Consider the following 13193-nt stretch of genomic DNA (forward strand, 5'->3'; position numbering starts at 1 on the left):
TTGCATCATCATGCAGTCGCTCGGAGTAGAGTTCCGCCGGCTCGTCGATCCGATTTTTCAGCAAAGAGCAGGTCCGCCACAAGATGTCACGCGCCCAGGCTAACGCCGCATCAGGGTAGAGGATCCTTTTCACATCACGATCTGCCCAATGACCAACGGCGAATCGCGCCATTGCGAGGACATGCCCGCCGAGCCGGGGAAGCCTGATCGCACCAACGTGTCTGACAGAGCACATATTCAACGGTAGGTTGAATATCCGCTATTGCCAATCGCGTTGCCTTGTTGTTCAGATGGGCTGCCCACCGCGTGCGCCAGAGCAGGATTTCCCATGCGCGAACCAGAAGCAGCCGTTTCCAGCGACCCTGGGAGCATGACGCTCCCGCTTCCTTCAGAGCTTGCCGCCGACGCCGTCAGGCTGCCGGAAAATACGGGCGACATCTGTAATGGTGGCCGAGCGGCGGGACGGAGTCGAGTGTCCCATTGGACACGGGACGAAGCGGCACGGTGGTATGCGCAGCAACCGTGGCTTGTCGACAGCAACTTTACGCCCGCAAGCGCCGTCAACCAGCTCGAGATGTGGCAGGCGGAGACCTTCAACCCGGTCGAGATCGACCGCGAGCTCGGCTGGGCGGCTGCCATCGGCATGAACACCATGCGGGTGTACCTGCACGACCTCCTGTGGCTGCAGGACTCGGCCGGGTTCGTCGGGCGCATCGACACATACCTCACGATCGCGGCACGCCACGGGATCCGCACGACCTTCGTGCTGTTCGATTCCTACTGGAACCCGGAGCCGGTTCTGGGCCCGCAGAACCCACCCATGCCGGGTATCCACAATTCCGGGTGGGTACAGTCGCCCGGCGCCGCCGCGCTGATCGACACGACCCAGCACGCGCGGCTGCAAGCCTATGTGCATGATATCGTCGGTGCGTTCGCCGACGACGAACGGGTACTGGCCTGGGACATCTGGAACGAGCCGGACAATGGACGGCTGGTGAATACCTGGAGCCCGGAGAGCCTGGCGGAGAAGGCGGCGCTGGTGACGCCCCTGCTCCTTAAGGCGTTCGACTGGGCGCGGGAAGCGGGCCCGACCCAGCCGCTCACCTCCGGGATCTGGATCGGCGACTGGTCGGCGGACGAGAACTTCACCCCGCTCCAGCGCATCCAGCTCGACCACTCGGACGTGATCTCCTTCCACACCTATGGCGACGGCGACGACTTCGCGCAGCGCGCCCGCTGGCTGGAGCGGTTCGGGCGGCCGCTGCTCTGCACGGAGTACCTGGCGCGTGCCACCGGCAGCACGTTCCATTCGGTGCTCCCCTTCGCCAAGGCGCACAAGATCGGCGTGTTCAACTGGGGGCTGGTGTGCGGCAAGACCCAGACGCATCTGCCCTGGGAGTCCTGGACCTCTCCCGCCAGCGCCGAGGCCGCCGACCTCTGGTTCCACGACATCTTCCACGCCGACGGAACGCCGTATCTGGAGGAGGAGACGAGCTTCATCCGCGCCATGACGCTCGGCACCGCTCCCTCCGAGCAGCCCCTCTTCGTCCAGCCGGCCATGTTGGAGAACCCGGCCCAGGCCGCCTAGCTGGTCGCAGTCGTAGCCGGTCAGCCCTGCTGGCTAGTCGGCTCCGCTTCCTGTTGCCCGGCCAGGTCCGGATGCTGCAGGAAACGGAAGTCGCAGCCTTCGTCTGCCTGGAGGATCTGCTCCTGGTAGAGCCGTGCATAGCCGCGCGGGGCGGCAGGCACCGCCGGCTGCCGGGCCGCCCGCCTTCTCGCCAGCTCGTCCTCTGCCACCAGCAGCTCGATCCGCCGCTCTTCGACCGACAGCCTGATCCGGTCGCCATTCCTGACCAGCCCCAGCGTCCCGCCCGACGCGGCGTCGGGCGAAACGTGCAGCACGATCGTGCCGAACGCGGTGCCGCTCATCCGCGCATCCGAGATCCGGACCATGTCTTTCACCCCGGCCCGGGCCAGCTTGGAGGGAATCGGAAGGTATCCGGCCTCCGGCATGGCCGCGTCGCTGCAGGGCCCGGCATTCTGCAGCACCAGGAAATCGTCGGCCGCCACGTCCAGGTCCGGGTCGTCGATCCGGCGCGCCAGATCCTCCAGCGAGGAGAAGACGACCGCCCGGCCGGTTCGCTCGAACAGGCTGGAATCGGCCGCCGAGCGCTTCAGGATCGCACCGCGCGGTGCCAGGTTCCCATAAAGCGCGACCAGTCCGCCGAGCTTCGTCACCGGCTCGTTCCTCGCCCGGATCACCGACCGGTCCACCCAGGAGGAGCGCCGCTCGATCCGCTCGCCGATCGTTTCCCCGGTCACGGTCGCACAGTCGAGGTGGAGGAGGTCGCGCAGCTCGGCCAGGAGCGCCGGCACGCCACCGGCCGCGTCGAAATCTTCCATGTAGTGGCTGCCGGTCGGCTTCAGGTCGACCAGGACCGGCGTGGTGTCGCTCAGCTCGTTCAGTCGCTTCAGGTCCACGGACAGCCCTGCCCGCCCCGCGATCGCGGTCAGATGCACGATGGCATTGGTGGACCCGCCGATCGCGAGGAGCACGCGTAGCGCGTTCTCGATCGCCTGCGAGGTGATGATGGCGGCCGGCGACAGGTCGGATCCGATCAGCTGGACGGCAACGCGCCCCGACTCTTCCGCAATCCGGAGCCGTTCGGCATCCACCGCCGGCACGCTCGCAGCTCCGGCGGGCATGAGCCCCAGCGTCTCGGCGATGATCGCCATGGTGCTGGCCGTTCCCATCACCGCGCAGGTGCCGGCGGTGGTGGCAAGGCGCCCCTCCACCTCACGGATCTGGGCCTGGTCGACGTCGCCCGCCCGGTAGCGCCCCCAAAAGCGCCGGCAGTCGGTGCAGGCTCCCAGGCGCTCGCCGCGATGGCGGCTGGTCGACATGGGCCCTGCGACCAGCTGAACGGCCGGCAGCCCCGCGGATACGGCACCCATCAGCTGTGCCGGCACCGTCTTGTCACATCCGCCCACGAGCACGACCGAATCCATCGGCTGCGCCCGGATCATCTCCTCCGTGTCGATCGACATCAGGTTGCGGAACTTCAGGCTGGTCGGGTGGAGGAAGACCTCGCCCAGCGAGATGGTGGGGAACGCGATCGGCAGCCCCCCTGCAGTCAGCACGCCCCGCTTGACCGCCTCGATCAGCTCCGGGAAGTGCCGGTGGCAATTGTTGAAGCCGCTGCGCGTGTCGACGATGCCGACGATGGGCCGGTCGAGCATCGCACCGCTATAGCCCATCGAGCTGGCGAACGAGCGGCGCAGATAGAGGCTGAACTCCCGATCGCCGTAATTGGTGAGCCCGCGCGCGAAGCCCTTGCCGGTCGTCATGCTTGGCTCCTCACCTCAGCCCCAGAGTTCAGGCAGGGGCGCTGCCAGCACGCCGGGCGATACCGCCATCGATGGTGCCCGGTCCGTCTTCAGGAGGAATGGCGCGTCCAGGTCGACCAGCGCGGCATGGGCTGCCAGGAGGCTCGCCGGGGCCATGGCCAGCGACGTGCCGAGCATGCAGCCGACCATCAGCGTCAGCCCATGGTCGCGGGCCGCCTTCGCCACCGCCAGCGCCTCGGTCAACCCGCCGCTCTTGTCGAGCTTGACGTTCACGCCGTGGTAGCGGTCCGCCAGCGAAGCGACGTCAGCGCCGACATGGCAGGCTTCGTCCGCAATGATCGGCACCCGGCTGCCCAGGCCGCGCAGGCCGTCGTCCGCACCGGCCGGCAGGGGCTGCTCGATCGCGACCACACCGAGATCGGCGAGCCTGCCATGCACCGCCCACAGCAGATCCACCGACCAGGCCTCGTTGGCATCCACGATCATCCGCGCGCCGAGCACGGCGTCGGCAATGGCGCGCACCCGCTCCACGACCAACTCGCTGTCGAGCTTCACCTTGATGAGCTGCCCTGGCCCGAGCTTGTCGGCCGCGTCCGCCATCCGGTCGGGCGTGTCGATGCTAAGGGTGAGCGCCGTCCGGAAGGTGGCCGGCACCTGCACCGCCGCCCGCGTCGCCGCCGGGACACCCGTCAGCTTGGCTTCCAGGTCCCATAAGGCGCAGTCGAGGCCGTTGCGAGCCGAGCCGGCATGGAGACATCCCTGCAGGCGCGCCCGCCCGGCCGAATTGGCCGTGAGCCCGTCCATCTGGCATGCCTTCAGCTCCGCCAACGTCGTCTCGGGGGTCTCATCATAGCGCCTGTTCGGGGCGCACTCGCCGCGGCCGATGAGGCCGTCCTGGTGGAGCGTGACCACCACCACGTCCGTGGCCGTCCGGCTGCTGCGCGAGATCCGGAACTCGGCTGCCAGTTCGTGCCGCTCGACGGCGACCTCGAGTTCCATCGATCCTCAGCCCGGCAGGTTGTCGACGATCCTGGCCGTCCCATGCCGTACGGGATCGACGCAGGGGAGGTGGAACTCGTGCTCCAGCACGCGGCACAGCAGGTCGGCCTCGGCCGGCTCCATGTGCTGGGTGTTGATCGCAAGGCCGATGAAGCGTGCGTCCGGATTGGTCAGCCGGGCCGCCTGGAGGTTCGCCTCCATGCAGCGGCCGAGCGGCGGCACCGGGAAATCCGGCATGTGGCGCATGTGCGGCCGGGTCGGCTCGTGGCACATGACCAGCGCATCCGCGGCCGCCCCGTGCAGCAGCCCGAGCGACACGCCCGCATAGGAGGGATGGAAGAGCGAGCCCTGCCCCTCGACCACCCACCAGTGGTCCGGGTCGCGGTCGGGCGTCAGCCATTCCACCGATCCGGAAATGAAGTCCGAAATGACCGCATCGACCGGCACGCCGCCACCGGCGATCAGGATGCCGGTCTGCCCGGTCGCGGCGAACTCGGCATCGATGCCGCGCCGCTTCATCTCCGCTTCCAGCGCCAGCGACGTGTACATCTTGCCGATCGAGCAGTCGGTCCCAACCGTCAGCAGGCGCCGGCCCGTCCGCCGCCTGCCCTTGCCGACCGGGTAGGGGCCGCCGGCATGCCGCACATCGTGCAGCTGGCGGCCGAGTTCCTCCGCCCGGCGCCGTATCGGCTCCTGGTCCGACAGCCGGGCATGCAGGCCGTTGGCCACGTCCATGCCGAGTTCCAGCGCCTGCAGGATCGCCGGGAACCAGGCCTGGTCGATATAGCCGCCATGGTTGGCGATCCCCAGCACCAGCGTCCTGGCACCCTTGGCTGCCGCCTCCTCCAGCCCGACATCCGGCAGCCCGACCGAGAGCGGGCAGCCCGGCAGCCGGTACTGCCCGACACAGAGTTCCGGGCGGAAGAAGGCGATTCCCCGAGCGGTCTTGGCGCTGATCGGGTCGGTGACGTCGCCGAGATAGAGGAGGTAGGGACTGGCGAGCTTGGTCATCGAACCCTGGGCATCGGCATTGGCAGGCACGCCGACATGGTAGGTCGCCGGCGTCCCAAGGCAAGGACGCCGGGGCTCCCCGCCGTCGGTCAGACCAGCCCGTCGGTCCCGGAGCCGCAGACCAGGACGCAGACCTTGTCGCTCCTGCTCACCTTCACCTTGCCCATGCGCAAGGCAGCCGCGGCGGCGGCGCCGCTGGAATCGGTTGCCAGGCCGAACTCGAACCAGAGCCATTTGGCGGCGTCGGCCATCTCCTGGTCTTCGAGCAGCACGACCTCGTCGACGTGCTTGGCGACGATCTGGTAGATGCCCTCGGAGGTCCGGCCGCAGCCCATGGTCGGGATTGACGTGGTGACCTTCGGCAGGGTGACGACCTCGCCGGCTGCCAAGCTGGCCTGCAGCGTGGGCGAGCCGGTGGGCTCGATGCCGATGATGCGGGCGTCGGGCTTGATCGCGCGGATCGCGGTCGACATGCCTGAAATCAGTCCGCCGCCGCCGATCGCGATCAGGAAGACGTTGGTGTCCGGGTGCTCTTCCAGGACCTCCAGGGCGACGGTGCCCTGCCCCGCCACCACGTCCTTGTCCGCGAAGGGATGGAAATAGGTGCCGCCGGTCTCCTCAGCGAACTTGTGCGCGGCGATGTTCGACTGGTCCCACTGGTCGCCGACCACACGGGCGTCGGCACCCCAGGCGGCGATCTTGGCGCGCTTGGCGGGCGAGGAATTGCCGGGCAGGAACACGGTGGTGCGCACGCCGGCGAGCCGGCCGGCCCGTGCCACGGCCAGGCCGTGATTGCCGCCGGACGCGGTGACGATGCCGTTCTTCAGCTTTTCCGGCGGCGTCTGCAGGAGGCGGTTGGTGGCACCGCGCGCCTTGAAGGAGCCGGTGACCTGCAGGCATTCCAGCTTCATCCACAAGGCCGCCTCGGCCGGCGTCTCGAGGAGCTGGTCCGCGATGACCATGGGCGTGCGGCGGACCTTGTCCTTCAGCCTGGCGGCGGCGGCGCGGACGTCCTCGATGTCGATCAGCATGGCAGGATCAAAGCCTTTCGAGCGGCTGCGGAAAGCCGCCGGGGTGCAGGCAGGTCTTGGCTGCGGCGTCCCGTCCGGCGGCGAGGCTGGCCTGGACATTCTTGCCCGAGAGATGGGCGTCGAGGAAGCCCGCGATGAAGCTGTCGCCGGCACCGGTCGTGTCGACCGGCGTGAGCGGAAGGGCGTCGATGGCCAGGATCGGGCCGCCGTCGCCGGCAATTGCACCGAGCGCACCCATGGTGATCACGGCGAGCCTGGCGCCACCGGCCAGCGCGCGCGCCAGCAGCTGCTCGGCACGCGCCCGGTCCTCGCCTGCCGAATCGAACGCGATGTCGATCGGTCCGTCCCCCTTGTTGACGGCCAGATCCTGGGAGACGGGGACCGCGGCTTCGCGCAGCAGGTTCTTCCAGCGAGGGGCTAGCGGGAACCAGCCGATATGCACGTGCCTCGCCCGCGCCAGGACCTCCATGTCGGCCTCGGTGGGCTCGTAGACGGCGCAGGCGCCGAACTCCTCGAAACCAATCCGCCGCTCGCCGTTCGCATCGACCTCGATGATCGTATAGGCGGTGACCCTGGGCAGGACCTGGACATGGTCGGTGATGACGCCGGCACGTCCCAGCGCATCGATGGTCCGCCGACCCGGTGCGTCGTCCCCCACCGCCCCGAAATAGGCTGATGTGCGGCCCAGCATGGCGAGCTGGACCGCGACGTTGACCGCGTTGCCGCCCACGAGCGAGTAGCCCATGGGCGGCTGGAACCGGTCGATGCAGTTGTCGCCGATGGTAGCAAGCAACCCTTGGGAGCCGCCGCGAGCGGCGGCGGGGCTCACGGCCAGGAGGCGCCGGCCGCGTTGAGCACGCCGTGGCCCATGAACACGCGCGGGTCGAGATCGGTGATGCCGCGCAGGATCGCCGAGTACACGGTGAAGTACTGCGTCAGGCTGTTGGTGACGAGCGGCGCCAGCAGCGGATGGACGTCGCCATAGTCGTTGGCGTCGTAGACGACCGTGCGCGCACCCTGCTTCTCGCAAAAGCGCAGCACCATCTCGGTGGTCTCGCGCGACTGGTCCTTGCCGAGGAAGAACATCATGTCGGGCTTGAGGCGCTCGAAGGCCTCGGCCGGACCGTGGCGGAACTCGGCGGCGTCGCAATAGGTGCCGTTGATGCGAATGTTCTCCATCACCACGGTCAGCGCCACCTTGTAGGCGAGCGGGCTGTGCGGGCCGGCACCCAGCACCATCATGCTGGTGGCGGACAGCATGCGGCGGGCATCCGCCTCGGCGCGTTCATCGGCCTTGGCGAGCACCTTGCCCAGGGCCGCGGGGATGGCCGGCAGATTGGCGGCGAGCTCGTCGGTGGAGCCGGACTGCAGGCCCTGGGCCAGGAGGATCAGCGCGGCGACCGGGATCTCGAAGATCGCGCCGTTCTCGTAGACAATCGAGTGGTCGCATTCCCGGTCGATCGTCGAGCCGCCCTTGCCGACGAGACCCAGGGTGCGGGCACCCTTGGACTTGGCGAAGCGGAGCGCGCGGACGACGTCGTCGGTCTCGCCCGAGTAGCTCGCGAACACGAACAGCTTGTTGCCGTCGATCCGCCTGGGTTGGCGCCAGAGCAGGTCGAAGCTGAAATAGCACTCGACCGGGATGTCGAGCGCGCCGTCCAGCGCATATTTCGCGGTCTGCAGCGTCGCCCAGGAGCCACCGCTGCCGATCAGCGTGATTCCGTCGATCTTGCCGGACAAATCCTTGCCGATGCTCTTTGCGGCATCCGTGTGCTCCTTGAGGAAGCCACCCAGGTCACGCTCGATCACGGCGCCGCTGAAGTAGAGCGACTGCTTGGCCTTGGCCACGTAGGTGGCGAGTTCTTCCACGATATCGAACTCCGTTAGCGACGGGAAATTGGGCCCCTCGTGCGTCAGCGCCGAGAGAAGTTGAAGGAGAAGATGTCGCCGCGATGGTGGTCGCGGGCATGCATGACTGGCCGCCCATCATCCGCAAGACAGGTCTCGGTGACCAGAAGCCAGGGGTCGAGCCCGGTGACCCGATAACGCTGGGCAAGGGGCTTGGGCAGGATCACGGCCGACACGTTCGCCGTGGACATGCGCGGCCGGCAGCCGTGGCGCTCCAGCAGATCGTTCAGCGACGCGGACAGGTCGGCATGGTCCGGCAGCTCCGGCAGGAGGTCGGCCGGCACCGCGTCGATACAGAAGACCAGCGGCTTGTCCGCATGGCGGTAGAGGCGTTCGATCCGGACCACCGGGTGGTCGGGCTCCAGTTGCAGTGCCGTGGCCGTCTCGGCCTCCGGGGCACCTACCTCGACCGACAGGACGTCCACCTCCGGCAGCCATCCCTGCCGGCGCAGCATCTGGCTGATGCTCTCGTAGGTGGTGATCGGGCGCTCGACCTTGAGGGCGGCTGCCGCCGTGACGTAGCGGCCGCTGCCATGGCGGGTCTGGATGAGGCCGTCCTGCTCCAGCAGCTTCATGGCCTCGCGCAGCGTGGCCCGCGACACGCCGAGCCTGGGTCCGAGATCGGCCTCGGACGGCAGCCGCGCCCCGGGCCGCAGCCCACCGTCGCCGATCATCGCGGCGACCGCGCGACTGGCGCGCTCGACGGCACTGGACGTGTGGAAGGCGGGGCGCTCTAAGGCAGTCATCGGCATCAGCGCAACTCATCAGACGTCTGATGACATCTACTGCGTCGAGCAGGTGCTTCTGTCAAGCCGTGCCATGCGCCGTGTCAACCGGCATCGGGCAACAGCTCCTGACCTGTCGAGTTGTGTAGGCAGAGCCCGCCGCCGCACGCCAGCACGGTCGAGCCTGCCTTGCTCAGGGCGAGGAGTGCAGCCAAGAAGGCCGCCATCGCCAGGCACGGCGGGGGAGCGGGGGCATACGCCGCATGGGACGACGGTCGAACTTCGGCGTCCCGGCGGTATCGGCGACCGACGAGAGAATCATGGCACCGCAATGGCGGGGCCTCGGCCCGAAGCGGAGGTTGAGCACCACGCCGGCGGCGACGAAGACACCGGGTTGCAGGATTCATAACGGGCAGGGCAGGTCGTCCAGGGACGACCGGGCCGTGAAGGCGGCCGGCAGCACGAGCGAGACGGCGAGCAGGCCAGCCGGTCAGACGGCGGGCCCCCAGCTTGGCGGCAGGAACTGGGTCGCAGGGCGATTGGCGAAGAGATCGGCAGACATCACCCGCGCCCAGATGCTGAGCTTGGCACTCGCCAGCTCCGCCTCCGAAAACCAACGCAGCTCCGAGGTTTCCTCGCCGTCCGGTCGCGGCGTGCCGCCGGCGATGCGCGCCTCGAAGCCGATGGAGACGTAGGAGGTGACGTCGCCATTCGGATAGGTCACCCGGTAGTCCGGCCCGCCATAGACGCCGAGAACCCGGACCAGCTCGACATGGTAGCCAGTTTCCTCGTACGCCTCGCGCACCGCCGCATCCGAGGGGTTCTCGTCCGGATCGATGGCCCCGCCCGGGGTGGACCAGATACCGCTGTCGATCTGGCGCACGAGCAGCATTCGGTCCCGGTCGTCCCGGATCACCGCCGCCACCGACGGCAGCAGGATCAGGTCGTGGCCGAGATGAGTGCGGAGCTTTCGGACGTAGTCGGACATCGGCATGAATGGTTCCAGCTCAGGCGGCGCGGTTGCTGAAGCCACGGATGCCACGGACGTGGCAGCCCTGCATCCTTGATGGTTCTTCCGCCAGCATGGCCACTGCATGCCCTGCAAACAGAAAGAGCGGGGGTGACCCCGCTCTTCATGATTCTCCGACGCGACCTGTAAGGCTCAGGCCGCCTCGCTCTGCCGCGAGGCCCGCTTGCGCTCGTTGCTGTCCAGGTAGCGCTTGCGCAGGCGGATGGCCTTGGGCGTCACCTCGACCAGCTCGTCGTCGGCGATATAGGCGATGGCCTTTTCCAAGGTCATCTTGATCGGCGGCGAAAGGTTGATCGCGTCGTCCTTGCCGGCCGCGCGGATGTTGGTGAGCTTCTTGGTCTTGATCGGATTGACCTCGAGGTCGTTGTCCCGGGTGTGCTCGCCGATGATCATGCCGGCATAGAGCTTCTCGCCCGGGTGGACGAACAAGGGCCCGCGCTCGCTGATATAGTTCAGCGCATAGGCCACGGCCTCGCCCAGCTCACTGCTGATCAGAACGCCGTTGTTGCGCTGCTCGATCGTGCCCTTGAAGGGCTCGAAGGCATGGAAGATCCGGTTGAGCACGCCGGTGCCGCGCGTGTCGGTCAGGAACTCGCCGAGATAGCCGATCAGCGCGCGCGAAGGGCTGTGGAAGACCAGGCGCTGCTTGCCGGCACCGGCCGGGCGCATGTCCTTCAGCTCCGAGCGGCGCTTGGTCAGCTTCTCGACGACGATGCCGGAATACTCCTCGTCGACGTCGATGGTGACTTCCTCGATCGGCTCCAGCTTCTGGCCGTTCTCGTCGGTCTGCATCAGCACGCGCGGGCGGCTGATCGACATCTCGTAGCCGTCGCGGCGCATCTGCTCGATCAGCACCGCCAGCTGCAGCTCACCGCGGCCGGCCACCTCGAACGCATCCTTGCCGGCGCTCTCGGTCACCTTGATCGCGACGTTGCCCTCGGCTTCGCGCTTCAGGCGGTCGAGGATCACCCGCGACGTCACCTTGGAGCCGTCCTGGCCGGCATAGGGGCTGTCGTTGACCGAGAAGGTCATCGCGATGGTGGACGGGTCGATCGGCTGCGCCGGGATCGCTTCGGAGATCGACAGGTCGCAGAGCGTGTCGGCGACGGTGGCCTTCTGGATGCCGGCGATCGCGATGATGTCGCCCGCCTCGGCTTCCTCGACCGGGGTACGCTCCAGCCCGCGGAAGGCCAGGATCTTGGTGACGCGCGCCTGCTCCAGCAATTCGCCCGTGCGGCTCATCGCCTTGATGGTGGTGTTCGCCCGGATCTTGCCGGTGGAGATGCGGCCGGTCAGCAGGCGGCCCAGATAGGGGTTCACCTCCAGCGTCGTGGCTAGCATCGAGAACGGCGCGTCCAGGTCCACCTTCGGCGGGTGGACGTGCGACACGATCAGGTCGAACAGCGGCGCCAGGTTCTCGCGCGGGCCTTCCGGATCGTTCGCGGCCCAGCCGTTCTTGGCCGAGGCGAACACGGTCGGGAAGTCGAGCTGCTCATTGCTGGCATCCAGGGCCGCGAACAGGTCGAAGACCTCGTCATGGACCTCGTGGGCACGCTGGTCGGGCTTGTCGACCTTGTTGATGACCACGATCGGGCGCAGGCCGAGCCGGAGCGCCTTGCCCAGCACGAACTTCGTCTGCGGCATCGGGCCTTCCGACGCGTCGACCAGCAGCACCACGCCGTCGACCATGCCCAGGATACGCTCGACCTCGCCGCCGAAATCGGCATGGCCCGGCGTGTCGACGATGTTGATCCGGACGTCCTTCCAGGCGACCGAGGTGCACTTGGCCAGGATCGTGATCCCGCGCTCGCGCTCCAGGTCGTTGGAATCCATGGCCCGTTCCTGGACCGTCTGGTTGTCGCGGAACAGTCCGGACTGCTGGAGAAGCTTGTCGACAAGAGTTGTCTTGCCGTGGTCAACGTGCGCGATGATCGCGATGTTCCGCAGATCCATGAAACCTATGCTCGGCCGTGTTTTTGGGCGCGAGCTGGCTGCTCGCGTAATCGTGGTCGACCTTATATAGGGAGTATGGCAAGAATTCCACCGTTCTGCCGCACTGCAACAACAAACAGTGGCTCACCTGCGCCATGCGCGACCTTTCCGTCCGGTCAGGACAGGTCGTGAAGATCCTTGCCTGAGGGCGGCCCGATGGTGAAGTTCGAGAACTGGACGTCAAGGCCCGCACGCTCGGGCGTGCAGCACATCGGGCCGACCCTGTAGCTGGCCGATGCGGGAAATGGGCAGAGGCGGACGAGCGGCCAGGCCTTGCCGTCAAGCGAGCATTGGAGCCGCAGCACCCCATCGGCTACGGTCGCCCTGATCCAGAAGTCGGCGGGGTCGCCGGAAAAGGCGCCCGTCGCCCAGTCGGACCGGCCGACCGTCAGCACGCTGCTCAGAAGCGGCATGCTGTCCGACAGCTCGATGCCCGACTTCACCCAGTGCGCCTCGTCGATCCGCACCATGACTCCAGCCTGATCGTAGAGTTGCTCGTAGCGCGCCTGGACCCGCAGTTGGGCGGTGAAGCCGCCTTCTGCCAGCGCACCGAAGAAATGGCCGCTATGGCGGGTGAACCCGTAATGGGTTTCCCGCCAGAAGTCGGTGCCCTTGTCGGTGGTGACCCGGAGGACGTCGCCGGCCAACTGCCAGCTGCGCGGCTCGTTCAGCCAGCTGCATCGCTCGAACATCGCTCACTTACCCGGACGGATGACGCCCTTTTTCAGGAGGATGCAGCCATAAAGGCGGGTCTCGCCGGTGGCGATCACGGCGAAGGCCATCTTGGAGCGCTCGTAGAAGGCGAAGCGCTCGATGGCGCCGAGCTTCACCGAGCCGCCCGATGCCTGTTCCACGAGCTTCGCGTAGTCGGCGCAGACCTCTGGCACCGAGTCCGGGTCGCCGACGACCTCGATACGCAGGGCCGGATCGGGCACGAAGTCGTCGAGCGGCATGACCGACAGGACGGCCTTTAGCATGCGGGGGCCGTCCGCGGCATCCATGCGGATGAGCTTGCGGGTGGCCATGGTCTCGGACGGGAAGTTGGCGTCGGCGATGACCAGATCGTCGCCGTGCCCCATGGCACGCAGGACGTAGAGCAGGTCCGCATTGAGCAGCGGATCGATTCCCTTGAGCATGTCGCCTCCCTCG

The 13193-nt window shown here is 67.6% G+C and carries 12 protein-coding genes; 1 reads left to right on the top strand and 11 read right to left on the bottom strand.

Translation table 11 applies throughout. The annotated features are described in order from the left end of the window. Positions 1-472: 472 nt before the first annotated feature. Positions 473-1588 carry a cellulase family glycosylhydrolase gene (locus VHL31_RS17270; protein WP_329662481.1) on the top strand — a complete coding sequence of 372 codons (1116 nt, stop codon included), beginning with the start codon at positions 473-475 and terminating at the stop codon, positions 1586-1588. A gap of 20 nt (positions 1589-1608) precedes the next feature. Here VHL31_RS17270 and VHL31_RS17275 read toward each other — a convergent pair whose 3' ends face one another. The 11 genes from VHL31_RS17275 to VHL31_RS17325 form a co-directional block, all read right to left on the bottom strand. Next, entirely contained in the window at positions 1609-3348 is a 1740-nt protein-coding gene (locus VHL31_RS17275; protein ID WP_329662482.1) for a dihydroxy-acid dehydratase, read from the bottom strand. A gap of 15 nt (positions 3349-3363) precedes the next feature. Beyond that, positions 3364-4347: a dipeptide epimerase gene (locus VHL31_RS17280; RefSeq protein ID WP_329662483.1), complete on the bottom strand. Its 984-nt coding sequence runs from the start codon at positions 4345-4347 to the stop codon at positions 3364-3366. Positions 4348-4353: 6 nt separating this feature from the next. Then, a complete protein-coding gene (dgcN, locus tag VHL31_RS17285) occupies positions 4354-5358 on the bottom strand; it encodes an N-acetyltransferase DgcN (RefSeq protein WP_329662484.1) in 1005 nt (334 codons plus the stop codon). A gap of 89 nt (positions 5359-5447) precedes the next feature. Further along, positions 5448-6389, bottom strand: coding sequence for a threonine/serine dehydratase (locus VHL31_RS17290; protein ID WP_329662485.1), 942 nt, complete (start codon positions 6387-6389; stop codon positions 5448-5450). A gap of 7 nt (positions 6390-6396) precedes the next feature. Continuing rightward, entirely contained in the window at positions 6397-7134 is a 738-nt protein-coding gene (locus tag VHL31_RS17295; RefSeq protein ID WP_349262472.1) for a PfkB family carbohydrate kinase, read from the bottom strand. 80 nt (positions 7135-7214) lie between these two features. Then, positions 7215-8258, bottom strand: a complete 1044-nt coding sequence (locus VHL31_RS17300; RefSeq protein ID WP_329662487.1) for an SIS domain-containing protein — start codon at positions 8256-8258, stop codon at positions 7215-7217. Between the two features lie 44 nt (positions 8259-8302). Next, the gene (locus tag VHL31_RS17305) at positions 8303-9049 is read right to left on the bottom strand and encodes a GntR family transcriptional regulator (protein WP_329662488.1); all 747 of its coding nucleotides are present in this window, start codon (positions 9047-9049) and stop codon (positions 8303-8305) included. Positions 9050-9512: 463 nt separating this feature from the next. After that, a complete protein-coding gene (locus VHL31_RS17310) occupies positions 9513-10016 on the bottom strand; it encodes an NUDIX domain-containing protein (protein ID WP_329662489.1) in 504 nt (167 codons plus the stop codon). A 168-nt stretch (positions 10017-10184) separates the two neighbouring features. Then, the gene (gene typA, locus VHL31_RS17315) at positions 10185-12005 is read right to left on the bottom strand and encodes a translational GTPase TypA (RefSeq protein ID WP_329662490.1); all 1821 of its coding nucleotides are present in this window, start codon (positions 12003-12005) and stop codon (positions 10185-10187) included. A gap of 155 nt (positions 12006-12160) precedes the next feature. Next, on the bottom strand, positions 12161-12736 hold the full coding sequence (locus VHL31_RS17320) for a DUF1349 domain-containing protein (protein ID WP_329662491.1): 576 nt from the start codon (positions 12734-12736) through the stop codon (positions 12161-12163). Positions 12737-12739: 3 nt separating this feature from the next. Next, the gene (locus VHL31_RS17325) at positions 12740-13180 is read right to left on the bottom strand and encodes an RbsD/FucU family protein (protein ID WP_329662492.1); all 441 of its coding nucleotides are present in this window, start codon (positions 13178-13180) and stop codon (positions 12740-12742) included. Between the last annotated feature and the right edge of the window lie 13 nt (positions 13181-13193).

This window comes from Geminicoccus sp. (assembly GCF_036263595.1).
In the GTDB taxonomy this organism is placed as follows: domain Bacteria; phylum Pseudomonadota; class Alphaproteobacteria; order Geminicoccales; family Geminicoccaceae; genus Geminicoccus.

Excerpts from the sequence above, each read along its gene's own strand:
- VHL31_RS17275 (WP_329662482.1), bottom strand. The coding sequence starts at position 3,348 with ATGACGACCGGCAAGGGCTTCGCGCGCGGGCTCACCAATTACGGCGAT.
- dgcN (WP_329662484.1), bottom strand. The coding sequence starts at position 5,358 with ATGACCAAGCTCGCCAGTCCCTACCTCCTCTATCTCGGCGACGTCACC.
- VHL31_RS17305 (WP_329662488.1), bottom strand. The coding sequence starts at position 9,049 with ATGCCGATGACTGCCTTAGAGCGCCCCGCCTTCCACACGTCCAGTGCC.
- VHL31_RS17320 (WP_329662491.1), bottom strand. The coding sequence starts at position 12,736 with ATGTTCGAGCGATGCAGCTGGCTGAACGAGCCGCGCAGCTGGCAGTTG.
- typA (WP_329662490.1), bottom strand. The coding sequence starts at position 12,005 with ATGGATCTGCGGAACATCGCGATCATCGCGCACGTTGACCACGGCAAG.
- VHL31_RS17310 (WP_329662489.1), bottom strand. The coding sequence starts at position 10,016 with ATGCCGATGTCCGACTACGTCCGAAAGCTCCGCACTCATCTCGGCCAC.
- VHL31_RS17280 (WP_329662483.1), bottom strand. The coding sequence starts at position 4,347 with ATGGAACTCGAGGTCGCCGTCGAGCGGCACGAACTGGCAGCCGAGTTC.
- VHL31_RS17325 (WP_329662492.1), bottom strand. The coding sequence starts at position 13,180 with ATGCTCAAGGGAATCGATCCGCTGCTCAATGCGGACCTGCTCTACGTC.
- VHL31_RS17290 (WP_329662485.1), bottom strand. The coding sequence starts at position 6,389 with ATGCTGATCGACATCGAGGACGTCCGCGCCGCCGCCGCCAGGCTGAAG.
- VHL31_RS17295 (WP_349262472.1), bottom strand. The coding sequence starts at position 7,134 with ATGGGCTACTCGCTCGTGGGCGGCAACGCGGTCAACGTCGCGGTCCAG.